Here is a 25,723-nt window from a genome sequence, read left to right as displayed (position 1 = left end):
TTTGCACTGGACGTGGGCCGGCACTGGACAGGGGCCCCGGCCCGGCCACATTGGGGGGATGGAGCCTTCTGCCACCCCCGCATCCTCCCCGGCCGCCTTCGCCCCGCCCTCGGGTTTCCGGCTGTTGCCCGGCTTTTTGGACGCCGAGGCCCAGCGCCACATGGCCGCCGCCATCCTGGCCGTGCTGGAACAGGCCCCAGGCTACCATGCCACCATGCCGAAAACCGGCAAGCCGATGAGCGTGGCCATGAGCAATGCCGGCCGTTTCGGCTGGTATTCCGACCGGGAACAGGGCTACCGCTATATCGAGCGGCACCCGGTCACCGGCCGGCCCTGGCCGGCCATCCCGGAGCCGGTGCTGGATGTATGGCGCGCCGCGGCAGGCTTTGGCCACGAGCCCGAATGCTGCCTGATCAACCTCTATCGCGACGCGGCGAAAATGGGATTGCATCAGGACCGCGACGAGGCGGATTTCTCCGCGCCCGTGGTCTCGATCTCGCTCGGCGACGAGGCGCTGTTCCGTCTGGGCGGCACGACGCGGCGCGATCCGACGCGCTCCTTCCGGCTGGCCTCGGGCGACGTGCTGGTGCTGGGCGGCGCGTCGCGGCTGGCTTTCCACGGTATCGACCGGGTGCTGCCCGGGACCAGCCGGCTGATCCCTGGCGGTGGCCGGATCAATCTGACATTGCGGCGGGTGACGCGGCCCTGACGATGCCGCTGCCGGCCGCGATGCCGTTCGGCGGTGGCGGAAAGCTGGCGCGCATGGTGGTGCCTTCGCCGGGCGTGCTGTCCAGTTCGAAGATGCCGCCATGCATCTCGACCAGCGACTTCACCAGCGGCAATCCCAGACCGGTGCCCTCGTATTGCCGGGTCAGGTCGTTCTCCACCTGGCCGAAGGGCGCCAGCACCAGCGGGATATGCTCGGGCGCGATGCCGATGCCGGTATCGCTGACCCAGATGCAGAAACCGCCATCGTCCAGCGGTCGCACGCCCACCTCGATCCGGCCGCCGGGCGGGGTGAATTTCACCGCGTTGGAAATCAGGTTCAGCAGAATCTGCCGTAAAGCCTGGCGGTCGACATAACCTTCGAACAGCCGCGCATCGACTGCCATGCTCATAAACACGCCGCGTCCCTCGGCGCGTTCGCGGAAGGTGCGGATGCTGGCTTCCATGATCTCGACCGGATCGGTCATCTCGGGCTGGATGCGCCAGGAGCCGCTTTCGATCTTCGACATGTCGAGGATGTTGTTGATCAGGCTGAGCAGATGCTGGCCGCTGGAGAGGATGTCGGTGACGTATTCGCCGTAGCGCGGGTTGCCCAGCGGTCCCATCATCTCCTTATGGATGATCTCGGCGAAGCCGATGATGGCATTCAGCGGCGTGCGCAGTTCGTGGCTCATGTTGGCCAGGAAGCGCGACTTGCTGAGACTGGCTTCCTCGGCCTGCTGGCGGGCGCGGTCCAGCGCGCGATTGCGCCGCTCGCTGCGCGCCATGCCGAGCTGCAGCAGCGACAGGGCTGTGCCCACGCCGTAATAACGGTTGCTGCGGGTGACGATGAAGCCGCGCAGCAGCGCGCTCTGGTGCTCGTCGGCGATCAGGCTTTCCAGGGTGTCGACGCCGATGCTGGCATCCACGATCAGCGGATGCTCGTCCATCAGGCTGCCGACGGGCTTTTTCGCCCAAAGCGCGCGGCCGTAATCGCGCGAGAGCTGGGTGATCAGGTCGTAGCGGTTGATCAGGCCCACCGGCCGGTCGCCATCCACCACGGCCAGCGCCCCAAGGTCCGGGTCGGCCTGGAATTTCAGGTCGACCTCCTCGCAGCGCATGCTAACCGGCACCGGCGGCAATGGCACCGCCACGGTGCCGATGGTCTCGAGCGCCTCGCCGCTGATCATGTCCACTGGTCTTCCCCGCCACTTTTCGGGGCCGACTATCGGCGGCGCGTGTTGCCGAATTTTGACAAAACCGGATGATTCGGCGAATTGTCGAGGCGAGTGACGTGCCTCACAATTCTCTTATCCGGCGAGCACTTAGGCCCAAGTCAGCCCCCCGGTCAGGCCCGGCCTCAGGCCTGGGTATTCACCGTATTGCCCGGCTGGATTTCCGGCTGCGGCCCGCCCTTCGACACGCCCACCATGGCGGCGCGCAAGAGGCGGCCATGCTGCACATAGCCGGCGGCCACCACCTGGATCACCGTGCCGCTCGGCTGGGTCGGATCCTCGATCTCGAACATCGCCTGGTGCAGGTTGGGATCGAAACGCTGGCCCTTGGGGTCGATGCGCTGGATGCCGTGGCGCTCGAACACGCCGATCAGCTCGCGCTCGGTGGCTTCCACGCCGGCGATCAGGCCATGCACCGGATCATTTTCAACGGCATCTTTGGGGGCGGTGTCCAGCGCGCGGCGCAGGTTGTCGGCCACGGTCAGGATGTCTTTGGCGAATTTGCCCGACGCGTATTTCGCCGCGTCTTCCTTCTCGCGCTCCAGCCGCTTGCGCAGGTTCTCGCCCTCGGCGGCGGTACGCAGCAGGCGGTCCTTCAGCTCGGCGATCTCGGCCTGGGCCCGGGAGAGATTCTGGGTCAGCGCATCGGTCTCGCCGGCGGTCTCGGTCTGCTGTTCGGTCGTCTGTTCGGGGGTCTGGTTGTCGGTCTGGGTCATCGATAATCCTCGTCGAGGCCCTGCATATACGGACGGATGGCCGGAATTGAAAGGGGGCAGGCGGAAAACGGGGCTTTTCGCCGCAGCGGAAAGGTTTTCTGGGGCCGCTCAGCCGAGCAGGCGGCCGACCACCTGGGCGGTGAAATCCACCATCGGCACCACCCGGGCGTAATTCATCCGGGTCGGCCCGATCACGCCGATGGCGCCGACGATGCGCTGCTGCTGGTTCTGCAGCGGCGCCACAATCAGCGAACAGCCGGCGCGGCGGAACAGGGTGTTTTCCGAGCCGATGAAGATGCGCACGCCCTCGCCGCCCTGCGCCAGTTCGATCAGGCGCAGCATCTCCTCGGTATTCTCGAGTTCTTCCATCAGATTGCGGATGCGCTCCAGATCCGCGATGGCGGCCACGTCGTCCAGCAGGTTGGCGCTGCCGCGCACGATCAGCGTGCCGCGCTCGGCCTCGCCGCTCCACACGGCCAAACCTGCCTCCACCACGCGGGCGGCCAACTGGTCCAGTTCGGCGCGGCGCACCGCCAGCTCGCCCAGAATCTCGCTGCGCGCCTCGCCCATGGTGCGGCCCTTCAGGCGGCGCGACAGGAATTCGCCGGCCTCGGCCAAAGCCGCCGGCGTCAGGCCGAGCGGCATGTCGAGCATGCGGTTTTCCACCTGGCCTGATTCCGACACCATCACCACCAAAGCCTTGCCCGGCCCCAGCGGCACGAATTCCACATGGCGCAACGGCGCGTCCACCTTCGGCGCCACCACCAGGCCGGCATGGCCAGAGAGGCCCGACAGCACGCTGGTGGCTTCGGTCAGCACTTCCTGGAAACCGCGGCCCGAGCCGGCGCAGCGGCCCTCGATCGAGCTGCGTTCGTCCTGGGTCAGGTCGCCCACCTGCAGCAGGCCATCGACGAACAGCCGCAGGCCGCTTTCGGTCGGCAGGCGGCCGGCCGAGGTATGCGGGGCATAGAGCAGGCCGGCCTCTTCCAGGTCGGCCATGGTGTTGCGGATGCTGGCGGGCGAGAGGCGGTGTTCCAGCCGCTTGGAGATGAAGCGCGAGCCCACCGGCTCGCCCGTGGTCATGTAGGTCTCCACCACCAGCCGCAAAATCTCGCGGCTGCGCTGGCTCATCTCCTGGATCATCGCGCCCATGGCTCCAGAATTAAGAACCGGCGGGGCTGCCGTCAATGGCGGACCGGCCCGGCAGAACCGCGCCGGACCGGTCCGTCGAGGCGGCGTCAGGCGGCCATCTGGGGCAGGGCACCGATCTGGCCCAGCAGGGCCAGTTCATCGACATGCAGCCAGGTTTCGGCGATCAGGCCATCCCGCATGCGATAGAGCACCATGCCGGTGAAATGCACCTGCCGTCCGGTCGCCGCGATGCCGGCAAACGGGCCGCAATGGATGCAGTCGACATGCCATCGCGCCGAGACGAAATCCTTGTCGGCCACCAGGGTGTCGATGCCGAACTGCATGGCGCCGAAGGATTGTCGGAAGATGCGGAAGAAGTCCTTGTAACTGTCATGGCTGTTCGGGTTCATCCCGCCGGGGAAACCATGGCAGACGATGTCGGGCACGACGGTGTCGTCGATCACCCTAACATCGGCGATGTCGGCGGAATGCGTGCCGGCAAGGAAACGCCGCACGGTTGCGATGTTGCGGTCGATGGGGTTTTGCGTCCTGGACATGCGTGTAATTCCTTTCGGGTTATGCGTGTGGTTCAGTGCGATGCGACGGCGAGCCGTTCGATGGAGAAGGGATCGGCCGCGGCGATTTCCCTGCCGCAATAGGCATCGGCGATGAGGCTCGTGAGATGGCTGGCGTCGCGTGCCGGCGGCAGATGCGCCGACAGCAGCCATGCGGAGTCGAGCCGTTCGAAGGCCGCCAGGCAGCGGCCCAGCGCGGCGCGGTCGGCGGCCGCCAGCCACGGCGCGTCGATTGCCGTCCAGGTCAGCAGCCCGTCGCGCAATGTGTTCGCGGCGATCTGCTCGGTGGCGTCGACCATGCCGGGCAGCACCGCGCCGAAGCAGTCGGCGGCGAACAGCACGCCATCGGCCTCGTCGTGGAAGCCCAGCGTCTCCGGCGCATCGTAATAGGGCGGCCGCAGGGGATTCAGCCGGCGGCCGCCGGCGGTGAAGCTTTCGCCCGGCTGCACGACATGCACCGTCGCGACATCGAAGCCGGCGAGCTGCAATTTGCCCATGCCGAGGAAGCCGGTGACGATGCGTGCCTGCGGTGCCCGTGCCAGCAGGCGCGACAGGTTGCCGACATGGTCGGGGTCCATGTGGCTCAGCCATATCCAGCGCAGCTCGGCCGGGTCGATCTGCGTTTCCAGCGCGGCGATGAAATCATCGCCCAAAGCCGCCAGGCCGGTATCGACCAGCAGCGGCTCGGGACCCTTCAGCAGGAAACAGTTCACCGGCAACGCGCCCAGGCCCGGCACCGGCAGCCATGATGGCAGCACGGTCCAGGCCGGGGTCAGAGGGCGCGGGGCGCAAAAGGTTGGAATTTCAATGGCAGTCATGGGGATGGCTCCGGGGTTATTTCAATGAACTATAGTGTTCACCGAAATTCATAGAGATCGGCCGGGCCCTTGTCAATATTTCAGTGATCGTCCATGTTCACTGAATGACGGAGAAGCGACCCTATACCCTGCGCGAGCGTGCGAAGGGCCAGGACGAAACCCGGCGGCGCATCGTCGAGGCGGCGATGGAGCTGCACGAGGAGATCGGCCCGCGCGCCACCACGATCAGCGCGATTGCCCAGCGCGCCGGGGTGCAGCGCCTGACGGTCTACCGGCATTTCCATGACGAGGCGGCGGTGTTCGAGGCCTGCACCGCCCACTGGCTGACGCTGCATCCGCCGCCCGATCCGGCCGCATGGCAAAGGCTGGCCGATCCCTGGGCCCGGCTGGAGGCAGCATTGGCCGCCTTCTATGCCTATTACCGCGCGACCCGCGGGATGTGGACGGCATCGCATCGCGACGTGGCGGAAGTGCCGGCCCTGCAGGGACCGATGGCGGCCTTCGCCGCCCATCTGGATACGCTGGCTGCTGCGCTGGCGGCGGATTTTTCAGCCGATGCGGTCATCGCGTCGCGCCTGCTGGCGACGGTGCGGCATGTGTTGGCTTTTCCGGTCTGGGCCGAGCTGGAGTCGCGCGGCCTGGACGATGCCACGAAGCTTGTCCTGGCGCTCGACTGGCTGCGCGGCGTTTCCCGCGCGGGCTAATTCAGCCGCCAGATCATGAACGTGAGGTACGTGGCGAAGGCGCCCCAGGCCCAATAGGGCACCAGCAGCAGGGCGGCCAGCCGCGAATGGCGGGCGAAGGCCACAATCGTGGCGGCCAGCACGGCCAGCAGCACCAGCATCTCGATGAGCGCCGGGCCGATTTTCTGCAGCCCGAAGAACAGCAGCGACCAGCCGAAATTCAGCGCCAGCTGCACCGCGAACAGGATGAAGGCCGGGATGGCCGAACGCCAGCCGGCCGGGCTGCGGATCGCCTGCCGCCAGACCAGCCAGACCGATACCGCCATCAGCGCGAACAGGATCGTCCACACGATGGGAAAGGCGATGTCGGGCGGCGTCAGCGCCGGCTTGGCCAGGGTGGGATACCATGTCCGCACCGGGCCCACGGTCACCGCGCTGCCAAGGCCCGAAACGCCGAAGCACAACGCAAACGACAGCAGCAGCACATACAGGCTGGGCATGGAGAAGACGGGCGGCGGCGCCGATGAAGCCGATGAAGGGCGGGTCATAATCTATATACGATCCGGGCGGGCCTTTGGTTCACTGTTTTTCCACCACATCTCTATCCGTCATGCCCGGGCTTGACCCGGGCATCCACGTCTTTCGTGCGGCAACAAAGACGTGGATGGCCGGCCAAGAAGCGTTCCTGGGTCCGGCCATGACGATGGTGAGAGAAAAGCGACTCAGAACAACTCCCGCACACCCGCCGGCGTTTCGATGCGCGCGCGATACCGCACGATGTCGCCCTGCATGATCGCGGGCGGGCGGTCGATCTCAAGCTCGCGATAGAGCGCCGCGATGGCGGCGGGGTCGGGGTGTTCAAGCGAGAACGAGTCCAGCCGCGCGCCGAGGTCGGGGATCGTCGCCATGTTGCGGGCCTTGCCGCGTCGGTCGATCAGGCAGGGCGCCGCGCCATCCAGCGGCAGCGCGCCATCATCGCGCAGGCTGAACTCGAAAACGGGCTCGGTCCAGGGCAGCGACACGGCCTTACCGAAGATGTCTTCGCGGCCCGCCAGCACGCCCGCGATATCGTCGGTGCCCGCCACCCAGCCGCGCAGGCGGCGGCCGGAGTCCCACGCGGCCCGCACGGCTGTCTGGTCGTCGAGGCCGAACCAGCGCGGGCAGGGCGGGGCGGCGCCGTCGGGATCGAGCGCCACCACCTCCAGATACACGCTGCCGCCGAGCTGCAGCAGGTGGTTAAACGTGCCCATATAAACGTGCCGCTGGCCGAACGGCACATCGAGGTCGAGGCAGTCGCGCAGATGCGCCACGCCCTCTCTGAGCGTGGGCGCGATGACGGTGAGATGATCAAGCCTGAGCATGCCGGGACTATACAGGGCCGGACCTGCGGAGTGACGTGTGAGGCGGAAGGAAAGATGGAGCGGGCGAAGGGATTCGAACCCTCGACCCCAACCTTGGCAAGGTTGTGCTCTACCCCTGAGCTACGCCCGCTCGGCGCCGGTCCGGAAAACCGGGGAAGGCCGGGGAAACCCGGCATCGGCGGGCGAGAAACCCGACGATCAACCGGCGGGGTGCCGGTTGCAGGCGCGCACTATACCCAGCCATGAATCCGATGCAAGCGTCTCGTAAAACAAAAAGCCCGGCCATCGCCTGGGCCGCCGGCGGGGCCAAATCCCTGTGCCGGCTGGGCAAATTCGGGGGCCGGAAAACGCCTGGGGGATGGTGCGGGGCCAGACCCCTTGCCCAAAACCCTTGCACCGCCCGGCCGGCTCCTGTATCTGGTGCGCCTCGCGCGGCGCTCGGTTCGCCGCTGCTATGGGTCCCCATCGTCTAGAGGCCCAGGACGGCGCCCTCTCACGGCGCAAACCGGGGTTCGAATCCCCGTGGGGACGCCAACTTCTTTCCGGAATTCGTAGTAGTTCTGCCGACACACCCTGTACTCAAGGCGTGTTATACGCATTGCGTTTATTTAACGCTTTAATATTTCGAGCAGTGGGAGCGGTACGCCATCTTCAGTTGGCTGCGCAGGACTCGGCCGGAAAAGAGCTTGCATGATAATGGCTCTTTCATCGTCGGTGAATTGTACTTTCTCCTGTGTTGAAAGCGCGAGATAGGTGCTCGTAAGAGCCGCCCTTTGTGCCGCATCCCGTGAGTCAGCAATGTTATCGGCGAACATACGCGCGATGTGACGAAGCACCCATAGCAAGGGCAAAAGTGCTGCCAATAGAAGTGGTACGGCAGCAAGGCTGATTTGATCGTTCTTGTCCTTGAGAAGTGACAATAGTCCCGGCCCCGTCCATACCACCAAGCCAAGGGTCAATAGAGCAGCAACGACAAATCCGCCCAACCATCGCCAAGCAGCAGTTCGTCCTTCCGATGCGCGGTCAGTCCAATATTTAATGGGGCCCCGATGCGCCATCTCGGTGAGGAATTTTTCCTCCATCGCCTTCAGTGCTTTTTTATGATCCTCCATAAGTAGAGCGTATTTTTTACCGTGCTCATCCATAAGGAATGCATGTTTCTCAGCTTGCTCAAGCGTCTGTTTCTCGAGCGCATCAGCTCGCAACTGTGCGCTAGTTTCAGCTGCTTTCGCTCCAGCAACTGCGATTGAGACATCTTGCTTCCATTTGCTTAGCGCTCCGTCAAACTTCTTAAGTAGTGCTGCGAAGCTCTCTGCATGACCTGCCCATCCTGCCGCGGCGGCTGTGTAGCGGCTCAGGGCAAGTACGGCATCAGCGTGATTATTGTTAAGCTGATTAAGAATGTCTTCTGCTCGTATTCTAGCGGCCATACCCAACGATGCCGCGTCAGGATCTGAGTCTGCTAATAGGAGTGCCGTAGCATCGGCCGGGATTAATGAGCAAAGTACTCTCGGCGCGTCTTGCTTCTCATCAAACCAAGCCAAACTATTGATCTCGGCGGTCAGATTGCTTCCTGGCGCGTTAAGCGTCTGATTAATTATTTTCTGTAAGCGGCGCTTCTGATGCTCCACGGCACGGCTATGCACTGCCGCATAACGCGTCCCTGCAACTGACATGGAGGACCAGCGTTGCATCTCTTCCTCAAGGAAGGCGAGAAGCTCTGCTTTGTTGTCAAAAGTTAATCGGACGCCCGGAGAAATTTCACGGTCGATCTGCGTCGACATTTTTATCCCCCCATTATTTCTCATTCGGCCGCATCTTCCCCGGCCGGCGTGCCCACCGGCGCGCCTAGTTCGCTCTCGGAGTAGCAGATACCCAGTGCAATCTGCAGCTGGGCCATGATCTTAAGCGCGAGGCCTCGCGCGCATGCCAAGATGCAACATTAGGGAGGCGTAATCGCTCATAGCCAGACTTAATCACTGGACACATTTTGTATCGTAGCATGGCGCAAGGATGCGGCCAGTCAGTTGATCGCCTTGATCCCCGCCAAATCGTTCCTATATTGTTCTGTTTGTCCGGGCCATGGCCAGACGCGGCTTTTCCGCCGTCGGCTGCCGGGCAACAAAATCGTCCAAACTGTCTGAAAAGGATCGCAAAACGATGAAAAACCGCGGCCCGGCGCCGCAAACCGCCGGAACCCGTAGCCCGTGTCGCAAACAGGCGCAAAACCGATTCAAAACGCCGGATTTATGCCAGTGATATCACTGATATCGGATTTTAACCTTTCGGGCGGGATGCCCGGGCCGCTTGGTCGGCCGCCCGTTATTCGGCGGCGTCTTCCTCGGCCGGCATGTCCACCGGCACGCCCGGCTCGCTCTTGGAGCAGCGGATGGTCAGCGCGGTTTTCACATGGGCCACGTTCTGCAGCGCGGTGAGTTCCCGCGTCAGGAAGGTCTGGTAGGCGTCCCAGTCGCGGGCAACGATCTTCAGGATGAAGTCGTTCTCCCCGGCCAGCATGTAGCATTCGCGCACCTGGGCCCAGCCGGCCACGGTCTGCTCGAAGGCCACCAGGTCATGCTCGGCCTGGCTGTTCAGGCCCACCATGGCGAATACCGTCACGCCATAACCCAGCTGCTGCGGGTTGAGGTCGGCGTGATAGCCCTTGATGAAGCCGGCCTCCTCCAGGGCGCGCACCCGTCGCAGGCAGGGCGGCGCCGAGATGCCCACGCGCTGCGCCAGCTCCACGTTGGTCATCCGCCCGTCGGCCTGCAGGTCGGCCAGGATCTTGCGGTCGATGAGGTCGAGCTTCACGCGCTGCATGGAAATATTCTCATTGTCTGAACTGGAGGTCGCGCAACAATATTATAAATACGGGCAAGAATCCAAGCCTCAAGGGCTAAGAAAATTGCGCGTATACGGAGGGGCAGGCGGGGGAGCGTGGTGGACCGGATCGTGGCCAGGATCGTGGCCCGCATCACAGGCCCGGGCGGCAAGCGGCCGGCGACAAAAAGCTTTGCGGTGAATCAATTTCCCCTCGTCCTGCTTGGTGCTACATCTTCGCCGACAAACCGGCGCCAAGGGGGGTGTGCGGTGGGGGATTTCCGGGGCGACCCGGCAAGCATAAACGGGCAGGCAGGCCCGGGGTTCATGGCGCTGAAAATCGATACCTTTTCCAATCCCGACAGCCGCAACGGCTGGCGGCCGGGCAACAATTTCGGCGGCCATTGCCTGTTCAAGGCGCTGGGCCATCCGCGCATCGCCGCCCAGGCGCGCGCCCTGGTGCAGGGGCTGGCCGGTTTCCAACGCCTGGCCGTCTACGACCCCGAGCCGCAGGCCGCCGCCGATCCGCTGGATGCCTTCTACCCGGTCCCGCGCCGGGCCCTGGCCGGCGTTTTCGTGCAGCGCGTGGAAGATCTCGGCCAGACGCGGCTGGGCCTGCCGACCCAGCCGGTCACTGCGATCGCGGCGCTGCAGCCCGATGCCGTGCTGATCACCGCCTTCGATGCCGAGATTCACAAGTCGCAGATCGCCCGCCTGCTGCCCCCGGGCTGCCAGGTCTTCACGCTGGATGCCATGCGCCTGCCGCAGGAATGGCTGTCGAATCCCGGCCGCTATCTCGACCCGATCAACTTCGCCACCAACTTCGCCTTCCTGCGCGACGTGGAAAACAGCGACGATGGCGAGGGCTTGCACACCAAGGTCGTCACGGCCGATTACTGGTCGGGCTACGGCGCCAAGGAGCCCGCCCTGTGGCTCTGCCTGTTTGGCGCCGACGGCCAGGTGCTGGCGGAATGGACCGAACCCCTGCCCGGCGCGTTCCAGGCCGTGGGGATCGACAGCCGCGACGTGCGCCGCCGCTTCGGGCTGACCGACTTTGCCGGCTCGCTGTTCATCCACGCCCTGCGTATCAAGGGCCATGACGTGGTGAAATACGCGCTCGACAGCTTCTCGGATTCCGGGCGGCAGCTCTCCTGCACTCACGATGCCAATGCCTGGCCGGCCGATCTCTATGCCGGCGTGCCCGCGCCCAAGGATGGCGAAAGCCTGCTGCTCTGGGTGCAGAACAGCCATCCGGTGGCGATTCCGTCGGGGGGCGTCGGCATCAACATCATGGGCTCGCAGGATATCGCCTGGTGGCATGGCGAAGTGCCGCCGTTCGGCACGGTGCCGGTCGATCTGGGCAAACTGCTGCCGCAGGCGCGGTTCCCCGACCAGATCGAGATCCAGGCCGGGCGCTATTTCGTGCGTCCGCGCTATGAGATCGTGCGTTCCGATAACGGCAAACGCCGTATCGCGCATGCCAATGTCGAACGCACCGATCTCAAGCCAGATCCGAAACTGCCGGAACTGGCCGCCCTGATCGGCAAGGGCTACATCATGCCGCTCCCGGTGCTGCCGTTGAAAGACTGGAAGTCCGTCACGCTGCCCACGCCGATGTCGACGGCACAGCAGGAACTGCCGATCCGCGCCGTACTGATCGATGCCGATGGCACGGTTGTGCTGGAACGGTATCTGGGCCGCCTGGCGCGCCGCGAATCCCATCCCACCGATATTGATGTCTGGCTGGATGAGGCGAAAGCCGCGCTGAAATCGGGTTATGGCCACGTCGAATATCTCTATGACTTCCGGGAAGGCGGCGACGCCGATGGCTGGCTGCATGCGCTGGGTCTGTACGAGCAGCGCGCATCCGGCCATGCTGCCGAAACGATCTTCGGCGCGCATATCTACAACATGCCGATCACCTACCGCGACGAGCCGCAAAGCTACACGCACCGGCCGCCGGGCCTCACCACGCGGTTGTTCCTGCGCATGGGGGCGCGGCCGTTCGACACGATCTGCCACCTGGTCTACCCGGCCTCGCTGCCCAAGGATGCCTATGGCCAGGATGCCTCGCAGACCGCGCTGATCCTGTTCAGTGCCCGGGCCGAGAAAGTGGCCGAAACGCCGTTGCCGATCCCCTATGGCGGCTCGCGCTTCTTCCGGGTCTCGGAGGTGTTCGCCGCCGCCGATCTGGACCGGGCCGGGGCGGATGCCTGGGTGCAGGTGCGCGACACCAGCTGCCGCCTGTTCGGCTTCCACGGCCTGCAAAACGGCCAGAGCAGCTTCTGCATCGATCACATGTTCGGCTTCTGAGGGCTGCCGCGCAGCCAGGGCCGCCCTATATCAGGCTGCGAGTCGCCGGGCGGCTGTCATCGGGGCGTCACATCCGATGCGCCGAAAAGCCGCATCCGCCGCGAGTCCGGGCCTTTCCCTTGGCGGGAGGGGCGCCCGCTGTCATAATCCCAAAACGCCGAATTTCAGCATTTTACGCCCGCGTCCGGAGTTCCGATCATGGCAACCACCCACCGCACCAAGGTCCTCATCCTCGGCTCCGGCCCCGCCGGATGCACGGCGGCGATCTATGCCGCCCGCGCCTCGCTGCAGCCGATCATGGTCCATGGCCTGCAGCCGGGCGGCCAGCTCACCATCACCACCGATGTCGAGAACTATCCGGGCTTCGCCTCCGTGATCCAGGGCCCCTGGCTGATGGAGCAGATGGAGGCGCAGGCGAAGCATGTCGGCACCACCATCATCAACGACTACATCGTGTCGGTCGATCTCTCGCGCCGGCCCTTCGTGGCCAAGGGCGATTCCGGCGACACCTATATCGGCGACACGCTCATCATCGCCACCGGCGCCCAGGCCAAGTGGCTCGGCCTGCCCAGCGAGCAGGCCTTCCAGGGCTTCGGCGTCTCGGCCTGCGCCACCTGCGACGGCTTCTTCTATCGCGGCAAGAAGGTGGTGGTGGTCGGCGGCGGCAACACGGCGGTCGAAGAGGCACTGTACCTCACCAACCATGCCAGCGAGGTGGTGCTGGTGCATCGCCGCGATTCCTTGCGCGCCGAGAAGATCCTGCAGGAGCGCCTGTTCGCCCATCCCAAGATCCGCGTGGTGTGGAACCATGTGGTCGATGAGATCCTCGGCGCCGAGGGCCAGGGCGTCACGGCCGTGCGGCTCAAAAATGCCCAGAGCGGCGCCACCCAGGAGGTCGTCACCGACGGCGTGTTCATTGCCATCGGCCACACGCCGAACACCGAACTGTTCAAGGGCCAGCTGCCGCTCGATGCGGAAGGCTACCTCACCACCAAGCCCGGCACGACGCAGACATCCGTGGCCGGCGTGTTCGCCTGCGGCGACGTGCAGGACAAGGTCTACCGCCAGGCCGTCACGGCGGCGGGCACCGGCTGCATGGCGGCGCTGGAGGCCGAGAAATTCGTCGCGCATCACGCGCAGCCATCGGCCGACGCCGCCGACTGAGCGGCGCGCGCGCGATAATCTGGGGGGGTCATGTCTGCGCTTGACTGGGACAAGCTGCGCATCTTTCACGCCGTGGCCGAGGCCGGCAGCCTCACCCATGCCGGCGAGTCGCTGGGCCTGAGCCAGTCGGCGGTCAGCCGCCAGATCGGCGCGCTGGAAACCCAGCTCAACGCCACGCTGTTCCACCGCCATGCGCGCGGCCTGATCCTGACCGAGCAGGGCGAGCTGCTCTACCGCACGGCGCGCGAGATATTCGCCCGCCTGGCCGTCACCGAGGCGATGATCGCCGACGCCAAGGACAAGCCCTCGGGCGAGCTGCGCGTCACCACCACGGTGGCTTTCGGCACGATCTGGCTGGCGCCGCGGCTGAAGGAGTTCATGGACCTCTATCCCGATATCCGCATCGAGATGGTGGTGGACGACCGCGAACTCGACCTCTCCATGCGCGAAGCCGATGTGGCGATCCGCATGTGGAAGCCCACCCAGGCCGATCTGGTCTACCGCAAGCTGCTCACCGTGCATAACCATGTCTATGCCTCGGTGGATTACGTCGCCCGCTTCGGCGCGCCGCAGACCATCGATGATCTCGACCGCCATCATCTGATCGTCTATGGCGAGGAAGCGCCGGCGCATTTCAACAACATCAACTGGCTGCTCAAGGCGGGCGAGCCGCTGGCGCCGCGCGAGCCGATCCTCACCATCAACAACGTCTATGGCGTGAAACAGTCGATGGCCAGCGGTCTGGGCATCGCCGCCCTGCCGGATTACATGGTCGAGAGCAATCCGCGCATCGTGCGCGTGCTGCCCAATGTCGACGGGCCCAGCTTCGACACCTACCTCGTCTATCCCGAGGAACTGCGCAATACCAAGCGGCTTGCCGTGTTCCGCGATTTCCTGCTGCGCAAGGTGGCCGACTGGCAATACTGATGAGATGGCAACCCGACAGTCTGAGCGGCATCGCGCGCCGCAACGAGTTGCTCGTCCGGGTTCGCCGTCCCTATGACATGGCGGCACAGGCCATCGTGGCCGTGTTCGTCGCCTTCCTGCTCGATGGCTATCTCGATCTGGCCTGGCGCATCGCCTATGTGGCCGGCACGCTGCTGGTGGTGGGGCTGCAGTATTTCAACCACCGCGCTTTCCTCGTCAGCCGCGAGCGCCGGCAATTTGCCATGGCGTGGCGCTGGCGCCTGATCTCCGGTTATGCCCTGAACGGCGCGCTGTTTGGCGTCATGGCGGCGATGATCACGATACTGCCGCGCGATCCGGCGCCCTTGCTGGCCCTGATGTGCATCGCCGGCATGATCGCCTCCGTCAGCCTCACGGTCGCCGTGCAGTTCACCGCCTCGGCTGTCGTGGTGCTGCTGGCCATCGTGCCCACGATGATCCTGCTGCTGCTGCACCCCGAGCCGACCAGCCAGCTGCTGGGTGGGGCCGCCGTCGTCGTCATCCTGCTGCTGCTCAGCTTCGCCTTTCGGCTCAACCGCTATTACCGGCGCAGCAGCGAACTGGTCGAACGCCTGCGCGGCATGCTGCAGGATCGCACCCGGGTCAGCGAGGATGCCGAGGCGGCGCAGGCCCGCCTGCGCTCGATCCTCGATGCCGCGCCGTTTCCCATCGTGGTCAGCCGGCGCAGCGATGGTGCCTTCCTCTACAGCAACCGCCAGGCGGCCGAGCTGTTCGGGATCGGCGATGGCGGCGCCGATGCCGCCACGCCGCGCTATGTGCTCGACCCGGCGCACCGGGAGCGGATTTTCGGTGCCACACCGGCGCGGCCCGACGAGGAACTGCAGATCGCTACCGCCCAGGGCCGGGCGATCTGGGCCACGGTGGCCGCCGTGCCGATGAAATATGCCGAGCAGGACGCGGCTCTGGTGGTGGTCAACGACATCACCGACCGCAAGGCCTCGGAAGAAAAGCTGCGCGCCGCCGAACAGCACCTGAGCGACGCTCTGGCGGTGGCGCCCGATGGCGTCGCGCTGTTCGATCCCGATGCCCGGCTGGTCATCTGCAACCAGGCCTATGCCGATATCATCGGCGTGCCGTTGTCGCGCATCGTCGGCATGATGCATGACGAAATCTGCCAGGCCTCGGTGCGCAACCGGCCCGAACCGGCGGCGGCCGGCGTGCGCACGGATTACAGCGAATGGATCGCCACCCGCAAACGCACCTTTGCCAACGCGCGCGGCGAGCCGCATATCTTCTACGACACGCGCGACCGGCGCTGGCTGCAGATTCGCGATTTCCGCATCACCTCGGGCGGCACCGCCTCGCTGATCACCGACATCACCCAGCTCAAGCGCAGCGAACGCGAATTGCGCGAGGCCAATGAAAGCCTGGCCAGCCAGGCCGAGATGCTGGCGGCGCGCACCGAAACCCTGGAGGCCGCACGCCAGACCGCGCTGAAGGCGCACCAGGATGCCGAATTCGCCAACCGCGCCAAGTCGCAGTTCCTCGCCCATATGAGCCACGAGCTGCGCACGCCGCTCAACGCCATCATCGGCTTTTCCGAGATCATGTCGCTGCAGCTGCTCGGCGCGTCCGGCGTGCCGCAATACGACCGCTACGCCCAGGACATCCTCGCCGCCGGCCGGCATCTGCTGGCGGTGATCGACGACATCCTCGACCTGTCCAAGGTCGAGGCCGGCAAGATGAAGCTGGTGGCCGAGCATATCCCCTGGGCCAAGCTGGCGCAGGATTGCCTCACGCTGCTGCGCCCGCTGGCTGCCGACCGCATGGTGATCCTGCAGGCTGCGCCGGCGCCCGATGGCGCCACGCTCTATGCCGATGAACGCCTGGCCAAGCAGATCCTGGTCAACCTGCTGTCCAACGCGGTGAAATACACGCCCTCGGGCGGCCGGGCCGAATTCCGCCTGCTGCCGGCCGAAAACGGCGGTGCGGTGGTGGAAGTCAGCGATACCGGCGTGGGCATGGCGCCCGACGACGTGCAGAAGGCGCTGGAGCCTTTCGGCCGCATCGATTCAGCCCTGGTTTCGCAGATGCGCGGCACCGGCCTCGGCCTGCCGCTGGTGAAGGCCCTGACTGAACTGCATGGCGGCCAGCTGGAAATCCTCAGCGAGCCGGGGCAGGGCACCACGGTCCGGCTGCATTTTCCGCCACCGCCCAGCTTGGCGGCTTCCGCTAGCTGATTGGAATCCCGGGGATTCTTTACAGCCTCGAGTCATGCGCTGACCGCATAGCTGACTTGACAATTCGATGGATACTCAAATGGCCCGACACAGCTTACATCTGTGCCTGTCAGATGTTGCGTCGCAGCATCTTCTCGGTTTTTGGCCCCGGCCAGAAACTCGGCCGTGGCAGCTCCCCCGCTGTTTCGGCCTTCCGCGCGTCTCGCGCGGAGCCTCCCTGTTAAGACTTAGCCGGCCTGATCTCAGGCCGGCTTTTTTTTGTCCTCACCCCAGCAGGGCCGGCAGGTAGGCCATGTCATGGAATACACGGCAGCCCATTGTCGCGAAGACCTCGCCGTCGCCGCCAGGGCGATAGGCGAAAACCGTCATGCCGGCGCGGATGCCGGCCTGGGCACCCGGCAGGCTGTCTTCCACCACGGCGCAGGCGGTGGGTGCGTGGCCCATGCGCTCCGCGGCGAACAGGAACAGGTCGGGATGCGGCTTGCCGTTCGTCACCTGCTGCGCGCTGAAGGTATGCGGCCCGAAATGGCCGCTCAGGCCGCACAGCTCGAGGCTGAGGGCGATCTTGTCGAGTTCGGAAGACGACGCGACGCATTTCGGCCGCGCAGCCACCCGATGCAGCATGTCCGGCACGCCAGTCACCGGGCGCAGGTCGCGGCTTAACCTGCGGAAGGTTTCCGCCTGCAGGTCGGCCTCGAAATCCTCGGGCAGCACGATGCCGTAGCGCTCGCGTACGATGGTAAAGCAGCTTGAAAGCGCCAGGCCGGTCAGGTCGGCGGCGACAGTGGCCTCGTCGAAGCGCGGATCGAGGCCAAGCTGCACCAGCTTTTCATGGAAGACACGGTTGGCGATCGGCTCGCTGTCCACCAGCGTGCCGTCCATGTCGAAGATGATCAGATCGAAGGCCATCCAGGATGGATAGCCGAAGGCCGCTCACATGAACAGCTTCTCGCCTGTCATGTCCTTGTAAAGATCGGCCACCTGTTCGCCATAGCCATTGTAAATCAGAGTCGGCACGCGCTTGCCGGTGCCGATCACCTCTTCGGTGGCCTGGCTCCAGCGCGGATGCGCCACGGCCGGATTCACATTGGCCCAGAAACCGTATTCATCAGCCGCCATGGCTTCCCAGAAGCTTTTCGGTTTCTGGTCGGTGAAGGTGAAGCGTACGATCGACTTCACCGACTTGAATCCGTATTTCCACGGCACGGCCAGGCGCAGCGGCGCACCCATCTGCTTCGGGATCGGTTTGCCATAGACGCCGGTGGCGATATAGGCCAGATCGTTGCGTGCTTCAGCCAGGCTCAGGCCTTCCACATAGGGCCAGGGATACCAGAACTGTTTCTGGCCGCTGGCCTCCTCGGGCCGCTTGAATGTTTCCATGCGCAGGTATTTCGCACCCGACAGCGGCTTGGCGAAATCGACCAGCGCCTTGAGCGGAAAGCCGCTCCATGGCACGGACATCGACCAGGCCTCGACGCAGCGATGGCGATACAGGCGTTCGTCCACCGGCATCTTGCGGATCAGGTCTTCGGCATCGATGACGATTTCCTTTTCCACCATGCCGTCGATCTTCACCTGCCAGGGCTTGATGGTCAGGGCCTGGGCCGGCCGCACGATATTCTTGCTGGTGCCGAATTCGTAGAAGTTGTTGTAGCTGGTGGCGACCTTTTCCTCGGTCAGCTCGCGGTCGAGCGTGTAGGCCGGGTTGCGCTTGGCGGGGTAAAGCTCGGCGGCAATGCCGGCGGTCTGGGCCTGTGCAGGCCGCATGCCGGCCGCGACAAGACCAGCCATGCCCAGGCCGGTAACAATCTGGCGCCGGTTCAGGAATATGGCCTCCGGTGTGGCCTGACTTTCGGGGATTTCCCAGCCGCGACGTCGCTTGATCAACATGAGGTCGACTCCATTCACAACAAGGCCAGACCCAGGCCCGCAATCCGTCAGGTGTTAACCTAGCGGGTCGCGGGCCGGTTTCTAATCAAGCTTCGGTGAAACGGAGCGAAACGTTACAGCCGGTCGGGACGATTTCCGGCGATTACTTCTTTTCCAGCAGGCTGCGCAGCATCCAGGCGGTCTTCTCGTGGATCTGCATGCGCTGGGTCAGCAGGTCGGCGGTCGGTTCGTCAGAGGATTTTTCCACCACCGGGAAGAGTTCACGCGCGGTCTTGCTCACCGCTTCGTTACCCTTCACCAGATTCTTGATCATGTCCTGCGCGGCCGGCACGCCGGTTTCCTCGCTGATCGAGGACAGCTTGGCATACTGCGCATAGGAACCCGGCGCGTAATGGCCCAGTGCGCGGATGCGCTCGGCGATCAAATCGACGGCCAGCGCCAGTTCGGTGTACTGGGTCTCGAACATGGTGTGCAGGGTTTGGAACATCGGACCTTCGACATTCCAGTGGTAATTGTGGGTCTTCAGATAGAGCGTGTATGTATCGGCCAGGAGGCGCGACAGGCCATCGGCGATTTTTTTGCGTTCCTTGTCGGGGATGCCGATATCGATAGCCACAGCCATGGGACCACTCCTTTTCCTTCGGGTTCTTCTGATAAATTTAGAACTATTATAATAAACTGCAAGAGCGAGCCGCCGACATGCCAACATGCCGGCCATGCAAATCCTGCAGCATTATGCCGAAGACAATAAGAACCCAATATGGCGGCTGTGCGGCAATGATTTATCGCAAACGCGGCCCTTAAGCAGAATTATTCGGCGGGTTCGAGCTCGACGCCTTCGCCGGTCAGCAGCTTTTCCTTACGCTCCAGCCCCCAGCGGTAACCGCCGAGGCCGCCATCGCTGCGTAGGGCACGGTGGCAGGGCACGAGCACGCCGATGATGTTGTTGGCGCAGGCCGAACCGACGGCGCGCGAGGCTCTGGGGTGGCCCAGGCTGGCGGCGATTTCGCTATAGCTGCGCGTCTCGCCGGCCGGGATAGCCTGCAGGGCGCTCCAGACCCGGATCTGGAATGGCGTGCCGCGCAGGTCCAGCCGCAGGCCTTTCGGCGGTGCCTTGCCCGCCAGCATGGCCTCCAGCGCGGCAAAGGCGGCTGAACCGGCCTTGTCGTCGCGGTCGATGCGGGCAGCGGGGAATTCATCGCGCAGCTCTGCAAGCATGGTGTTTTCGTTGCGGCCGAACAGCAGGGCGGCGATGCCGCGCGGACTTTCGGCCACCAGCGTCGATCCCATCGCCGTGCGGCGGATCGCCACCGTCAGGGTCAGGCCTTCGCCGCCGCGGCGATAGGCGGCTGGCGTCATGCCAAGCCAGCGGTCGGCTTTTTCGTAGACCCGGCTGGCGGCGCCGAAACCGGCGCCATAGATCGCATCCGACACGCCGTTTCCTTTCTTCAAGTGTTGTTTCAGGGCCGCGATGCGCTGTGCTTCGGCATAGGCGCGTGGGCTCAGACCATAAGCCGCGGCAAAGCGGCGTTGCAGATGGGTGGCGCCCATATGGGCCACGCGGGCGAGTTGGGTCAGCGTCGGCGCGGACTCGCCGGCCGCCAGCCGTTCGTCGATCAGCTTGCGGGCACGTTCCAGTCGCGCATCGGCAGCGGGGATCTGATCGGGCCGACAGCGTTTGCATGGCCGGAAGCCGGCAGCCTGTGCCGCTGCGGCATCAGCGAAAATGCGCACATTCTCCCGCTTCGGCGCGCGGCTGATGCAGGACGGCTGGCAGAAGATTTTTGTGGTGGCGACGCCATAGAGGAAACGGCCATCGGCGGCAGCATCGTTGCCTTTGATGGCGGCGAACTCGGCGTCGGTTGGCTGGCGGCCAATGCGGGATGTGTGTTTCATGGGACTGAAGGTAATCCCGCCCGCGCCGGCCGGCTATCCGGCTTTTGCGTTGCTATTGATCCGCCAGCCCCCAGGCCACCGGCACAGGCACGGGGTAATCCAGCAGCATCTGGGCATAGGCCTTGCCTTGCGGATCGTTGCGCAGGCTGGCGATACCGCCACCGCCCAGGGCATGGCGCAGCAGGAAATTCAGGCCATGGATGCCGGGCCATTCGAAGCGCTCGACCGGACCTTCCACAAGATGGCTGAAATAGCGTTGCACGGCGTCTTCGGTCAGCGCCGCGCGGATCGCCGGCAGGTATTCCGGCTTGCGCGCGATCACGCCGATATTGCTGTCATCGCCCTTGTCGCCCGACCGCGCCCAGGCCAGCCGCACCAACGGCACCGCGCGGCGCGGGCCATCGTCCATCGGCCGCAGATCGGGCTGTCCGGCCGGCATGCCGGTGCTGTCGCCGCTGACAAGCGGCAGGTCGCATGGCGCGGGCGTGCCGGCCATGTCGATCACCACGTGAAGCGCGGCTTTCGGGATGAAGCAGGAAAACAGCTTCACCACCGGCTGCGGCGTCGGGCGGCCGCCGAAGAATCCGGTGGTGCCGGCAGAGAATGACGTGCCCGCCGGCGCGATCTCGCGGGCGAAGATGTCGAGCGCGGTTTTATCCGTGTGGCTGACGCTCAGTTTCAGCACCACCTCGCGACTGGCCAGCACGCCGGGCTGGGCATGTGGGCCGTACATGGCTTCCGTGCCCAGTACCTCTATCGACGTGGCGCGGTAATCGCCAAGATTGAGCATGGCGAACAGCCGTCGCGTGCGCTTGAGGATCGCTTCCGCCGTGCGTTCGGCCTTGGCGCGCGCTTCGATGCCGCCGATGGTGAGATGCGCCACGGCGCGGAAGCCGTCCAGATAGGTGGCCGAGACCTTGTAGCGGTCGGTCGGCGGTCGGCCTTTTGCACCGGAAACGCACACGCGGTTTTCGCCCACCTGTTCGATCTTCACGGCGGTGAAATCGCAGGTCACGTCGGGCAGGAAATAGCTGGCCGGGTCGCCGATCTCGTAGACCAACTGCTCGGAAACCGTGCCCACGCTGACCAGGCCGCCGGTGCCCTTCGGCTTGGTGACGACGAAGCTGCCATCGGCGCTGACCTCGGCGATGGGATAACCGATATTGTCCCAGTCCGGCACGTCGCGCCAATCGGTGAACAGGCCGCCCGAGGCCTGGGCGCCGCATTCGATGATATGGCCGGCCAGGCTGCCGGCGGCGAGGCGGTCGAAATCCCGCAGGTCCCAGCAGAATTCATGCAGCAAAGGCCCCAGGCAGAGCGCGGAATCGACGCAGCGGCCGGTCACCACGATATCGGCGCCGGCCTTCAGGGCGGCGGCAATCGGTGCGGCGCCCAGATAGGCATTGGCCGACATGAACCGCTCCGGCACCACGGCACCATGCTGCATCGGTTCCAGCTTCGGTTTCAGTGTTTCGATCTGCGGCAGCAGGTCGTCGCCCAGCACCACGCCTACTTTCAGCGGCAGGCCGGCTTCGGCAATCAGCGCGCGGATCGCGGCGGCGCAGGCGGCCGGGTTCACGCCGCCGGCATTGGCCACCACCTTCACCTTGCGCCGCGCCAGTTCGGGCAGCAGGCGTTTCATCGTGACGGCAACGAAGTCGGTAGCATACCCCTGCGCCGGGTCTTTCGCGCGCATGCGGGCCATGATCGACATGGTGATCTCGGCCAGGTAGTCGAAGATCAGGTAATCAACCTCGCCCTGCATCAGAAGCTGCGGCGCGGCCACCATGGAATCGCCCCAGAAGGCCGAGGCGCCGCCGATGCGGATGGTCTTGTCGCTGCTGCCGCTCATGGTTCCGTTTCCTCTCCGGCGTATTTTTATGCCACCATACCGGCCGGCAGACCGCGCGTCATGTCTCCGTATGCGCCTGCCGTCGCGTCAATGTCCGCCTAACCTCGCATGCTGAACGCTTCATCGCACGACTGGTCGCTGTTTCCGCTGCGTGCCGCCCGGCGGGCCTGGCGGGGTGTGGCCGACTCGCTGCTGCCGCCGCAATGCATGCTTTGCACCGCGACGGTGGACGAGCCCGGCCGGCTCTGTTCCGCATGCTGGCCGGAGGTGGGGTTCATCGCCGAACCCTGCTGCCCGACTTGCGGCACGCCTTATGCCGTGCCGGTGCCGACGGGTCTGGTCTGTGGCGCCTGCCTGAAGGAAACACCGCCGTTTGATCGTGCCCGGGCCGTCTTCACCTATGCCGGCGGCGGGCGCGATCTGGTGCTGCGGTTCAAGCGCGCCGACCGTACCGATCTGGCGCCGGGGCTGGCTGCGATGCTGCTGGCGGCCGGTACCGAACTGGTGCGGGATTGCGATGCCATCGTGCCGGTGCCGCTGCATCGCTGGCGGTTGTGGCGGCGACGCTTCAACCAGTCGGCCCTGCTGGCGCGCGAACTGGGGCGTTTGAGCGACAGGCCGGTCTGGCTCGACCTTTTGGAGCGACCGAAGCCGACCCGCAGCCTGGGGCGTCTGAGCCGGGTCGAGCGTCGGCGGGTGCTGGCCGGTGCGATCCGGGTCGCTGAACGGTGGCAGGAGGAGTTGGCGGGCAAACGCCTGCTGCTGGTGGACGATGTGCTGACCACGGGCGCCACGGTGGGGGCCTGCAGCCGGGCGCTGCGGCGGAATGGTGCTGCGGCGGTGACGGTCCTCACGCTGGCCCGGGTTGTTCGGGCCGAGCAGGGCGCCATATAATGGCTTTGAAAAGCGAGGGGCTTTTCACCCAAGGACTTCCCCGATGGCCCAGATCGAAATCTATACCACTTTCATGTGTCCTTACTGCGCGCGCGCCAAGGCGCTGCTGGAGAAGAAGGGGCAGAGCTATAACGAGATCGATGTCTCCTACGACGCGGCCAAGCGCGAGGAGATGACGCAGAAGGCCGGCGGCCGCCGCACCGTGCCGCAGATCTGGATCAACGGCACCCATGTCGGCGGCTGCGACGATCTCTACGCGCTGGAGCGCGAGGGCAAACTCGATCCGCTGCTGGCAGCGGCATAAGAAAGGCGACGTGATGGCGCAGCGCTTCAAGGTCGGCCTGGTCCAGCCCAATATCTGGGATGACATGAATGCCAATATCGCCCATGTCTCCGCTTTGGTGCGTAAGGCCAAGGAGGCCGGCGCCGACCTGATCGCCACGCCCGAGAACTCAGGGTTCATGGGCGCCAACGCCGCCGCCAGCGTGGCGGCCGGACGGCCCGAGGAAAGCCATCCGGCATTGCAGGCTTTCCGCGCGCTGTCGAAAGAACTGAATACCTGGCTGCTGGTCGGCTCGCTGGCGATCAAGCCCGAAGGCGCCAACCGCAACTTCAACCGTTCGTATCTGTTGGCGCCCGATGGCGGCATCGCCGCGCGTTACGACAAGATCCACCTCTTCGACGTGGATCTGCCCTCGGGCGAAACCTATCGCGAGTCCAATTCGATTGCGCCGGGCGCCGAGGGCGTGCTGGCGCCGTTGCCTTATGCCACGCTGGGCATGTCGATCTGTTACGACCTGCGGTTCCCGGGCCTGTATCGCGGGCTGGCCCAGGCCGGTGCCGACATCATCTCGATCCCGGCCGCCTTCACCCGCACTACGGGGCAGGCCCATTGGCACGTGCTGTTGCGGGCGCGTGCCATCGAGACGGGCGCTTTCGTGATCGCGCCGGCCATGTGGGGCGATCATCCGGGCAACCGGCAGACCTACGGGCATTCGCTGGTGATCGATCCCTGGGGTCGTGTGCTGGCCGATGCCGGCGACGGCGTGGGCGTGGTGACGGCCGAGATCGATCTGGCGCAGGTAGCCAAGGCGCGGGCGCAGATCCCCGCCTGGCGGCACGATCCGGCTTATACCCTGCCGGCGCGTGCGGCCGAGTAGCCGTTCGTTTCGCTGAATTGCGGCAGGGCGATTCCGGTCGCCTTCGTGAACGATGACCACAGCGCGGGTGTAAGTGCCAGCACTGGCTCCGGCCGCTGCAATCCGCCCAGCCCTTCATAGTCGCAGGTGATGCCGCCAGCCTCGCGTACCAGCAGCAGGCCGGCCAGGGCATCCCAGGCTTTCATGCGGTGTTCGTAGAAGCCGTCGGTGGCGCCTTCGGCGGCCAGTGCCAGCAGCAGCAGGCCGCTGCCCAGCCGGCGATACTGGCAATGGGCGGACAACAGCTGCTCGACCAGCGCGGCATGCGGCCCGGCGGCTTCGCCATGGCCAAAGCCGATACCGATGCAGGCGCGATCAAACTGCCGCGTGTCGCTGACGCTGATCGGCTTGCCGTTGCAGAAGGCGCCATGGCCGCGCCGCGCGGTATAGAGTCGGTCTGCCATAGCATCGTAGATCAGGCCCAGTTCCAGCGTATCCTTCACTACGAGCGCAATGGCCGTGCACCAGTAGGGCAGGCCGCGCACGAAATTCGCCGTGCCGTCGATGGGATCGATCACCCACAGGGCATCGGTTTCGCCGCCGCGCCGGCCGCGTTCCTCGCCCAGGATGCCGTCATGCGGGAAAGCGGCCAGCAGGCGCGAGGCGATCAGGTCCTCGGTTTCGGAATCCGCCTGGCTGACGAAATCCTGCACGCCCTTCAGCTTCACGACCAGTTCGCTGCGGTTGTCATAAAAACCGCGCGCCAGTTTGCCACCTTCGCGGATCACCTGGGCGGCGTGGTTCAGTCTGAGTTCGAGATCGATCATGGCCGTGCCTGTGCTGCGTTGCTGCCGGAACGGACGGTGCGGGGCGATGGTAACGCCAACCGTCGCGCCGACCCAACAGCAAATTTGCGATATTTCATTTCATCGATATGATGGGCGCATCAGCTTGCCAAGCCTCGCGCGGCAGGGCGAACCAGCTCACGATCCGCTCCCACAGTGGCGCCTCGCCATCGTACCGGAATCCCAGTTTTCCCAGCACGCGCTGCGAGGCCTTGTTGCCGGGGGCGGTCAGCGCGATCAGTTTTTCCAGTCCGCCGATCTCGAAGCCATAGCGCAGGGCGGCCTGTCCTGCTTCGGTGGCCAGACCACGGCCCCAGACGGTTTTGGCAAACAGATACAGCAGCTCGGTCTGCTCGGCCTCGGCGATCCAGCGCAGGCCGCATTGTCCCAGCAGCCGGCCGCTGGCGCGGTCTTCCACCGCCCAGACGCCATAACCGCGCCGCTCCCAGTGGTCGTTGAAATTGTGGATGTTGCTCTTGGCGCGTTCGGCGGCCTCGGCGCGCGGCAGGCCCCGGCCGGGCAGCATGTGGCGCATCACCG

The 25,723-nt window shown here is 65.1% G+C and carries 26 protein-coding genes and 2 tRNA genes; 10 read left to right on the top strand and 18 right to left on the bottom strand.

Annotated features, from left to right (window positions below; all coding sequences use genetic code 11):
* The first annotated feature begins 58 nt into the window (after positions 1–58).
* Positions 59–709 (top strand): alpha-ketoglutarate-dependent dioxygenase AlkB family protein, encoded by a 651-nt coding sequence (locus ACK4FJ_RS09025; protein ID WP_409765578.1) that lies wholly within the window; start codon positions 59–61, stop codon positions 707–709.
* Here the strand turns inward: ACK4FJ_RS09025 and ACK4FJ_RS09020 are convergent.
* The 5 genes from ACK4FJ_RS09020 to ACK4FJ_RS09000 all read right to left on the bottom strand — a co-directional run bounded on the left by ACK4FJ_RS09020 (position 675) and on the right by ACK4FJ_RS09000 (position 5,180).
* Complete coding sequence (locus tag ACK4FJ_RS09020; RefSeq protein ID WP_409766716.1) at positions 675–1,895, bottom strand: sensor histidine kinase; 1,221 nt, start codon at positions 1,893–1,895, stop codon at positions 675–677. The two genes, ACK4FJ_RS09025 and ACK4FJ_RS09020, sit on opposite strands and share 35 nt — an antisense overlap.
* Positions 1,896–2,065: 170 nt before the next feature.
* Complete coding sequence (grpE, locus tag ACK4FJ_RS09015) at positions 2,066–2,656, bottom strand: nucleotide exchange factor GrpE (protein WP_409765576.1); 591 nt, start codon at positions 2,654–2,656, stop codon at positions 2,066–2,068.
* A 108-nt stretch (positions 2,657–2,764) separates the two neighbouring features.
* Entirely contained in the window at positions 2,765–3,799 is a 1,035-nt protein-coding gene (gene hrcA, locus ACK4FJ_RS09010) for a heat-inducible transcriptional repressor HrcA (RefSeq protein WP_409766713.1), read from the bottom strand.
* 95 nt (positions 3,800–3,894) lie between these two features.
* Positions 3,895–4,344: an ester cyclase gene (locus ACK4FJ_RS09005; RefSeq protein ID WP_409765574.1), complete on the bottom strand. Its 450-nt coding sequence runs from the start codon at positions 4,342–4,344 to the stop codon at positions 3,895–3,897.
* A gap of 32 nt (positions 4,345–4,376) precedes the next feature.
* Positions 4,377–5,180: an MBL fold metallo-hydrolase gene (locus tag ACK4FJ_RS09000; protein ID WP_409765572.1), complete on the bottom strand. Its 804-nt coding sequence runs from the start codon at positions 5,178–5,180 to the stop codon at positions 4,377–4,379.
* Between the two features lie 104 nt (positions 5,181–5,284).
* On the opposite strand from ACK4FJ_RS09000, the gene ACK4FJ_RS08995 reads away from it, so the two are divergent.
* The gene (locus ACK4FJ_RS08995) at positions 5,285–5,884 is read left to right on the top strand and encodes a TetR/AcrR family transcriptional regulator (RefSeq protein ID WP_409765570.1); all 600 of its coding nucleotides are present in this window, start codon (positions 5,285–5,287) and stop codon (positions 5,882–5,884) included.
* On the opposite strand, the gene ACK4FJ_RS08990 is transcribed toward ACK4FJ_RS08995, so the two are convergent.
* The 3 genes from ACK4FJ_RS08990 to ACK4FJ_RS08980 form a co-directional block, all read right to left on the bottom strand.
* Positions 5,881–6,411 (bottom strand): TspO/MBR family protein, encoded by a 531-nt coding sequence (locus ACK4FJ_RS08990; RefSeq protein WP_409765568.1) that lies wholly within the window; start codon positions 6,409–6,411, stop codon positions 5,881–5,883. The two genes, ACK4FJ_RS08995 and ACK4FJ_RS08990, sit on opposite strands and share 4 nt — an antisense overlap.
* A gap of 174 nt (positions 6,412–6,585) precedes the next feature.
* Complete coding sequence (locus ACK4FJ_RS08985) at positions 6,586–7,224, bottom strand: VOC family protein (RefSeq protein ID WP_409765566.1); 639 nt, start codon at positions 7,222–7,224, stop codon at positions 6,586–6,588.
* A gap of 55 nt (positions 7,225–7,279) precedes the next feature.
* Positions 7,280–7,354, bottom strand: a tRNA-Gly gene (locus tag ACK4FJ_RS08980).
* Between the two features lie 328 nt (positions 7,355–7,682).
* Here ACK4FJ_RS08980 and ACK4FJ_RS08975 point away from each other — a divergent pair.
* Positions 7,683–7,758, top strand: a tRNA-Glu gene (locus ACK4FJ_RS08975).
* 74 nt (positions 7,759–7,832) lie between these two features.
* Here the strand turns inward: ACK4FJ_RS08975 and ACK4FJ_RS08970 are convergent.
* The 3 genes from ACK4FJ_RS08970 to ACK4FJ_RS08960 form a co-directional block, all read right to left on the bottom strand.
* Positions 7,833–9,008, bottom strand: coding sequence for a DUF6161 domain-containing protein (locus tag ACK4FJ_RS08970; RefSeq protein ID WP_409765564.1), 1,176 nt, complete (start codon positions 9,006–9,008; stop codon positions 7,833–7,835).
* A 20-nt stretch (positions 9,009–9,028) separates the two neighbouring features.
* Positions 9,029–9,157, bottom strand: coding sequence for a hypothetical protein (locus ACK4FJ_RS08965; protein ID WP_409765563.1), 129 nt, complete (start codon positions 9,155–9,157; stop codon positions 9,029–9,031).
* 389 nt (positions 9,158–9,546) lie between these two features.
* On the bottom strand, positions 9,547–10,044 hold the full coding sequence (locus ACK4FJ_RS08960; RefSeq protein ID WP_409765561.1) for an Lrp/AsnC family transcriptional regulator: 498 nt from the start codon (positions 10,042–10,044) through the stop codon (positions 9,547–9,549).
* A gap of 327 nt (positions 10,045–10,371) precedes the next feature.
* On the opposite strand from ACK4FJ_RS08960, the gene ACK4FJ_RS08955 reads away from it, so the two are divergent.
* The 4 genes from ACK4FJ_RS08955 (at position 10,372) to ACK4FJ_RS08940 (ending at position 16,667) form a co-directional block, all read left to right on the top strand.
* On the top strand, positions 10,372–12,357 hold the full coding sequence (locus ACK4FJ_RS08955) for a hypothetical protein (protein WP_409765559.1): 1,986 nt from the start codon (positions 10,372–10,374) through the stop codon (positions 12,355–12,357).
* A gap of 198 nt (positions 12,358–12,555) precedes the next feature.
* On the top strand, positions 12,556–13,521 hold the full coding sequence (gene trxB, locus ACK4FJ_RS08950; protein WP_409765557.1) for a thioredoxin-disulfide reductase: 966 nt from the start codon (positions 12,556–12,558) through the stop codon (positions 13,519–13,521).
* A 30-nt stretch (positions 13,522–13,551) separates the two neighbouring features.
* Positions 13,552–14,448, top strand: a complete 897-nt coding sequence (locus ACK4FJ_RS08945; protein ID WP_409765555.1) for a LysR family transcriptional regulator — start codon at positions 13,552–13,554, stop codon at positions 14,446–14,448.
* Entirely contained in the window at positions 14,448–16,667 is a 2,220-nt protein-coding gene (locus ACK4FJ_RS08940) for an ATP-binding protein (protein ID WP_409765553.1), read from the top strand. Before ACK4FJ_RS08945 ends, ACK4FJ_RS08940 begins: the two co-directional genes overlap by 1 nt.
* 264 nt (positions 16,668–16,931) lie before the next feature.
* Here the strand turns inward: ACK4FJ_RS08940 and ACK4FJ_RS08935 are convergent, their stop codons facing one another.
* The 5 genes from ACK4FJ_RS08935 to ACK4FJ_RS08915 form a co-directional block, all read right to left on the bottom strand.
* Positions 16,932–17,576, bottom strand: coding sequence for an HAD family hydrolase (locus ACK4FJ_RS08935; RefSeq protein WP_409765552.1), 645 nt, complete (start codon positions 17,574–17,576; stop codon positions 16,932–16,934).
* Between the two features lie 24 nt (positions 17,577–17,600).
* Positions 17,601–18,557: a protein-methionine-sulfoxide reductase catalytic subunit MsrP gene (gene msrP, locus ACK4FJ_RS08930; RefSeq protein ID WP_409765550.1), complete on the bottom strand. Its 957-nt coding sequence runs from the start codon at positions 18,555–18,557 to the stop codon at positions 17,601–17,603.
* 142 nt (positions 18,558–18,699) lie between these two features.
* Positions 18,700–19,173, bottom strand: coding sequence for a Dps family protein (locus ACK4FJ_RS08925; protein WP_409766711.1), 474 nt, complete (start codon positions 19,171–19,173; stop codon positions 18,700–18,702).
* A 194-nt stretch (positions 19,174–19,367) separates the two neighbouring features.
* Entirely contained in the window at positions 19,368–20,453 is a 1,086-nt protein-coding gene (ada, locus tag ACK4FJ_RS08920) for a bifunctional DNA-binding transcriptional regulator/O6-methylguanine-DNA methyltransferase Ada (protein ID WP_409765548.1), read from the bottom strand.
* Positions 20,454–20,505: 52 nt separating this feature from the next.
* Entirely contained in the window at positions 20,506–22,305 is a 1,800-nt protein-coding gene (locus ACK4FJ_RS08915; protein ID WP_409765546.1) for an acyclic terpene utilization AtuA family protein, read from the bottom strand.
* A gap of 108 nt (positions 22,306–22,413) precedes the next feature.
* On the opposite strand from ACK4FJ_RS08915, the gene ACK4FJ_RS08910 reads away from it, so the two are divergent.
* From ACK4FJ_RS08910 to ACK4FJ_RS08900, 3 genes are read left to right on the top strand one after another with little or no spacing between them, the layout of a single operon-like run.
* Positions 22,414–23,199 (top strand): double zinc ribbon domain-containing protein, encoded by a 786-nt coding sequence (locus ACK4FJ_RS08910; protein WP_409765544.1) that lies wholly within the window; start codon positions 22,414–22,416, stop codon positions 23,197–23,199.
* 43 nt (positions 23,200–23,242) lie between these two features.
* The gene (gene grxC, locus ACK4FJ_RS08905) at positions 23,243–23,503 is read left to right on the top strand and encodes a glutaredoxin 3 (RefSeq protein WP_409765542.1); all 261 of its coding nucleotides are present in this window, start codon (positions 23,243–23,245) and stop codon (positions 23,501–23,503) included.
* Between the two features lie 13 nt (positions 23,504–23,516).
* Positions 23,517–24,359, top strand: a complete 843-nt coding sequence (locus ACK4FJ_RS08900; protein WP_409765540.1) for a carbon-nitrogen hydrolase family protein — start codon at positions 23,517–23,519, stop codon at positions 24,357–24,359.
* Here the strand turns inward: ACK4FJ_RS08900 and ACK4FJ_RS08895 are convergent.
* Positions 24,329–25,165 carry an inositol monophosphatase family protein gene (locus ACK4FJ_RS08895; RefSeq protein WP_409765538.1) on the bottom strand — a complete coding sequence of 279 codons (837 nt, stop codon included), beginning with the start codon at positions 25,163–25,165 and terminating at the stop codon, positions 24,329–24,331. The genes ACK4FJ_RS08900 and ACK4FJ_RS08895 overlap by 31 nt on opposite strands.
* A gap of 94 nt (positions 25,166–25,259) precedes the next feature.
* The coding region (locus ACK4FJ_RS08890) for a GNAT family N-acetyltransferase (RefSeq protein ID WP_409765536.1) at positions 25,260–25,723 on the bottom strand (464 nt) is incomplete at its 5' end.

It is taken from the genome of Ferrovibrio sp. (assembly GCF_046297595.1).
Taxonomy (GTDB): domain Bacteria; phylum Pseudomonadota; class Alphaproteobacteria; order Ferrovibrionales; family Ferrovibrionaceae; genus Ferrovibrio.
Note: the sequence above shows the minus strand (reverse complement) of the source record. Positions and strands in the feature narration are given on the sequence as shown.

Coding starts and splice junctions, on each gene's coding strand:
- ACK4FJ_RS09000 (WP_409765572.1), bottom strand. CDS start 5,180: ATGACTGCCATTGAAATTCCAACCTTTTGCGCCCCGCGCCCTCTGACC.
- ACK4FJ_RS08955 (WP_409765559.1), top strand. CDS start 10,372: ATGGCGCTGAAAATCGATACCTTTTCCAATCCCGACAGCCGCAACGGC.
- ACK4FJ_RS08935 (WP_409765552.1), bottom strand. CDS start 17,576: ATGGCCTTCGATCTGATCATCTTCGACATGGACGGCACGCTGGTGGAC.
- ACK4FJ_RS09005 (WP_409765574.1), bottom strand. CDS start 4,344: ATGTCCAGGACGCAAAACCCCATCGACCGCAACATCGCAACCGTGCGG.
- ACK4FJ_RS08995 (WP_409765570.1), top strand. CDS start 5,285: ATGACGGAGAAGCGACCCTATACCCTGCGCGAGCGTGCGAAGGGCCAG.
- ACK4FJ_RS08945 (WP_409765555.1), top strand. CDS start 13,552: ATGTCTGCGCTTGACTGGGACAAGCTGCGCATCTTTCACGCCGTGGCC.
- hrcA (WP_409766713.1), bottom strand. CDS start 3,799: ATGATCCAGGAGATGAGCCAGCGCAGCCGCGAGATTTTGCGGCTGGTG.
- trxB (WP_409765557.1), top strand. CDS start 12,556: ATGGCAACCACCCACCGCACCAAGGTCCTCATCCTCGGCTCCGGCCCC.
- ACK4FJ_RS08915 (WP_409765546.1), bottom strand. CDS start 22,305: ATGAGCGGCAGCAGCGACAAGACCATCCGCATCGGCGGCGCCTCGGCC.
- ada (WP_409765548.1), bottom strand. CDS start 20,453: ATGAAACACACATCCCGCATTGGCCGCCAGCCAACCGACGCCGAGTTC.
- ACK4FJ_RS08940 (WP_409765553.1), top strand. CDS start 14,448: ATGAGATGGCAACCCGACAGTCTGAGCGGCATCGCGCGCCGCAACGAG.
- ACK4FJ_RS09025 (WP_409765578.1), top strand. CDS start 59: ATGGAGCCTTCTGCCACCCCCGCATCCTCCCCGGCCGCCTTCGCCCCG.
- ACK4FJ_RS08895 (WP_409765538.1), bottom strand. CDS start 25,165: ATGATCGATCTCGAACTCAGACTGAACCACGCCGCCCAGGTGATCCGC.
- ACK4FJ_RS08970 (WP_409765564.1), bottom strand. CDS start 9,008: ATGTCGACGCAGATCGACCGTGAAATTTCTCCGGGCGTCCGATTAACT.
- grxC (WP_409765542.1), top strand. CDS start 23,243: ATGGCCCAGATCGAAATCTATACCACTTTCATGTGTCCTTACTGCGCG.
- msrP (WP_409765550.1), bottom strand. CDS start 18,557: ATGTTGATCAAGCGACGTCGCGGCTGGGAAATCCCCGAAAGTCAGGCC.
- ACK4FJ_RS08900 (WP_409765540.1), top strand. CDS start 23,517: ATGGCGCAGCGCTTCAAGGTCGGCCTGGTCCAGCCCAATATCTGGGAT.
- ACK4FJ_RS09020 (WP_409766716.1), bottom strand. CDS start 1,895: ATGATCAGCGGCGAGGCGCTCGAGACCATCGGCACCGTGGCGGTGCCA.
- ACK4FJ_RS08960 (WP_409765561.1), bottom strand. CDS start 10,044: ATGCAGCGCGTGAAGCTCGACCTCATCGACCGCAAGATCCTGGCCGAC.
- ACK4FJ_RS08985 (WP_409765566.1), bottom strand. CDS start 7,224: ATGCTCAGGCTTGATCATCTCACCGTCATCGCGCCCACGCTCAGAGAG.
- ACK4FJ_RS08990 (WP_409765568.1), bottom strand. CDS start 6,411: ATGACCCGCCCTTCATCGGCTTCATCGGCGCCGCCGCCCGTCTTCTCC.
- ACK4FJ_RS08910 (WP_409765544.1), top strand. CDS start 22,414: ATGCTGAACGCTTCATCGCACGACTGGTCGCTGTTTCCGCTGCGTGCC.
- grpE (WP_409765576.1), bottom strand. CDS start 2,656: ATGACCCAGACCGACAACCAGACCCCCGAACAGACGACCGAACAGCAG.